The 3,688-nt window shown below is 29.7% G+C and carries 3 protein-coding genes; all 3 read right to left on the bottom strand.

The features are described 5' to 3' along the window. Nucleotides 1-1,087, bottom strand: a 1,087-nt coding sequence (locus V7056_RS19765) for a hypothetical protein (protein ID WP_499704099.1), incomplete at its 3' end; no start/stop codon positions are given. Continuing rightward, nucleotides 1,077-2,993 (bottom strand): DUF8727 domain-containing protein, encoded by a 1,917-nt coding sequence (locus V7056_RS19760; protein ID WP_499704098.1) that lies wholly within the window; start codon nucleotides 2,991-2,993, stop codon nucleotides 1,077-1,079. The genes V7056_RS19760 and V7056_RS19765, both read right to left, overlap by 11 nt. 241 nt (nucleotides 2,994-3,234) lie before the next feature. Then, the coding region (locus V7056_RS19755) for a GNAT family N-acetyltransferase (RefSeq protein ID WP_499704097.1) at nucleotides 3,235-3,688 on the bottom strand (454 nt) is incomplete at its 5' end.

Raw genomic sequence — 3,688 nt, 5'->3', positions numbered from 1 at the left:
ACGTATACTCTCTAAAATACACTTCGTATAAACTTTCAAGTGATGATGTAATTCTATTTTTTTCGGTGACACTTGTTTTTAATTTTTCTAATTCCATTTCTTTTAATGATTTTGATTGACGATATTTTGATTTTTCTCTTTCTGTGATTGATCCATTTCCTACTACATTTTGCATCATTTTTTCGATATCTTGGACTTGAAAATCAATTTGTTCCATTTTCTTTGTATCTTTTACCAGCTCATATTTTACAAATGTTAATAGTGTTTCAATCGTTAAAATGAATTTCCTTACTTTATTTTTTGCATATTTAATTTCATCTATATAGTTTTCCTCTAATAAAACAGGCTGCATTGTTAAATTCGTAGCATTCGATATGGCAGGATGCATTAAATTCCATCTTAATGTTGTAAAATCGAGCTTTTTTACTTTTCTTTGTAATTCATATTCTTTTTTCTGTTTCCGCTTCAACTTGCTTTTAAACTGTTGTATTGCTACTAATAATCTTTCTTCATTTGCTTCAATAAATCGAATGATTGGCCAAAAATACATCGTACCATTTTGGGTTAAAGTTGCGGATGACTTTTTAAAATACTGTGAATCATTCATGATTCCGTTAATTTGTTGATTCAAATTTTCATGCATCCATTCTAGCTGGTCATATTCTAGATTTTTTGGGATGATTTTGACCATTCCAAAGTAGCGTTGGTCCTGATAATGAATACAAAATTCATAATATCCACATCTCCATGGATAAGCATTTTCAGTTTTACCATGTTCATAAATTAATATTTTTCTAATTTCATTTGAAAATATATATTGCTGATCATCTAAATTTTCCTGTTGAAAATGATATAAATTATTCCAAATAAATGTTACTTTTCCGTCAAAGTCACCTTCTATTTGGAAGAAAAATCGTTTTAGTTCTTGTATCTCATAAGTAAATAAATAGGCATCCTTCGAATTCGATGTTAATGTATTTAATTGTATTTTATCCTCTTTCCCTCTAGTTCCTATTCGAATTGATAATAAAAATGGTAAATGGATGGCTTCATTACTAATTTCTGTTATCGCAATATTAGTTGACATATCCATCAATCTCCAATTGCTTTCTCTTCTTTTTCAGTTCATGAATGGAATGATCAAACTCCGAAACTTTTCGACCAAGGTTTGATTGCATTAATGAAATTAAAATACCTTCTTGTTCATTATTTTCACCTGTACCAATTAATTCCTCTAAGTTTGCCAGTAATCCACGGACCTTCGTTAACACGCGCTGTTTGACAAACAGATCGATCGCTTCTTTTCTTTCAAACTGATTATGTGAAGTTAGATTTGGGATGTTGACTAAATAATTGGATAAATCTTTAATCATACGGGGTGAAATAATTCTTTCGCTTAGTGACTGTTCAACTACATTATTAAACTCATCAAAGAAACTCAGTTCATCTTTTGTTAGCTCCAGAGAACTAGATGTATAATTTGTCCAGTCATTATACAATTCTGCGTTTATATAAACCTGTGGTACAGACTCATAAATATTTTCTTGATTCATTCTTTCATAATAATTAACGAATGAAGTTGATCGGAGTGAAATAATATTAACACGGTCTAGTAGTCTTAATGAAAATTCACTCGAAGTCTCATCAAAATTTACTGTTCCGACAAAAATAATATTATTTCCTATTTTTACTTTTGGCTTATAGAATTGATTAATAACGACATTGTGATCATGAAATAAGGTGATAACTCGTTTTTCTAATGGCATTTCAAGAATTGAAAGAAATTTACTAAACCAATGCTCAATTTGAGATAAGTTCATTTCATCAAATATGACCATATACATTCGATGTGGGAATTGCTCGGCTTCAATTAGTAGTTTTGTTAATCCTGTCTCAGAATCTATATATATTCCAGTTGATGGATTCAAATAGCCTAATAAATCATAATGTTCCCTGTAAGAAGGGGTGATTGGTACAAAAAGTAGTTCTTTACTAAATTCTAAACCTAGTGTTTCCCCATAAATTCTTGCTAATTGTGATTTACCAGTTCCACTTACACCACCTAAAATGGTTAGTGCTTGGAACTTACAGCAAATATGAAAATTAATGATATCTTTCTTTTCATATAATAATCCTTGTTGTAAACAATTTTGATAAAAGCGTTCAATAAATGCATTTTCGCTTTGATCAATTGTCCATTCGATTGGAAATGATTGCTTTTCTTTATAATCTTGTGTATAAATTAATTCTTTGCATTCTTTTTTATAATTCTTTTTCAATTCTTCCCATTGTTTTTCTGGGATAAAATAGATTAAATGATTTGAATGGATAAACGAGTTATTTAGTTCTCCTTCCTCATATTCTTGGTAAGTAACTTGATTTTGTTTTTCTAAGTAACTAATATCATTCATCATAGACTTTAAAAATAGATTTCCATATAGTCTGTTGTCGTAATATACAAATTCTGGTTGATCGAAATCATTATAATACTTAGGTAAATGAATCGGTAAAGAGCCTTTAATCAGTCGATTTTCTACTTCTTCACGTTTTCCTTCACCCCTTAATTCAATGACTGGCAACAATGAATACATTGTGTCTCTCTTTCCATCATAAAAGTCCACAATATCAACTGTAATTACTTCATTTGCGTATTCAAGGCGAAACATAACTAGTTTTGTGTCAAAAATCTTCTTTAAGCCTGCAATTATTTCATCTTTTTTCTTATTTTTAATGAGAGGCTTTATTTTGCTTTCATTATTTTTATTAGCTGTTGTTCCTACAAAGAGTACCTCTTGTGTTGAAAAACTTACTTTTAATTTTTGTGGTATTGGTGATAAACATTCAACATAAAATCGAATAAAATCCTCGTCTTCATAGTACAATAAAGTTTGCTTCTCATTATCTACCATTCTTTCTGTTACGATTTTTCCCAAAAATAAAAAGTTATGCATTTTTTTAGCCAATTTCTGGGTCAATGCGCGTTTTAATTTCAAGGTCATTTCCCCCACTTTCCGACATTCCTCATTCATTTTACGTTGCTTTCTCGTAATTTATGAATATTCGCTTATTTTTCTATATTGATTGGCTTGTTTTATAACTGAACATAAAATGTAATTAGGAAGGCAAATAAAATGAAGACGTAACTCGTCTATTAAAATTTGTTAAGCTGCATGATCAAAGAAAAACTGCCCCCCAATTAATATGATTGGGGGGCAGTTCAAATATGACGATGCTTTATATCATTTTTTGGTAATAAACAATATCTAACCACTCATTAAATTTCTGACCAGCTTTTTTGATATGTCCTACTTTTTGAAAATCTAATTTTTCATGTAATTTTTCGCTTACTTCATTTCCACTCGTAATACATGAGATGATTGTATGATGACCTAAACTTTTTGCAATTTTTATGATTTCTTCCATTAATTTTTTTGCAAGCCCTTTACGTCTATGCTCTGGGTGTATATAAACAGATAATTCAACTGTATGTTTATAAGCATCTTTTTCTTTAAATTGAGTCAGTGAACAATAGCCAGTTACAATGGCATTTTCTTTTGAAACAATGACAGGGTATTGTTCTGAATGACGTTGAAACCATTCTAACATCTCTTCAACTGTTTTGATTTTTGTATCAAATGTTGCAGTTGTGTGGAGTATAGCATCATTATAAATTGTTAGAATTTCTTTA

The sequence above is a fragment of the Bacillus sp. JJ664 genome (genome assembly GCF_036962205.1).
Lineage (GTDB): Bacteria > Bacillota > Bacilli > Bacillales > Bacillaceae_G > Gottfriedia.
This window is presented reverse-complemented; position numbering and strand designations above follow the sequence as displayed.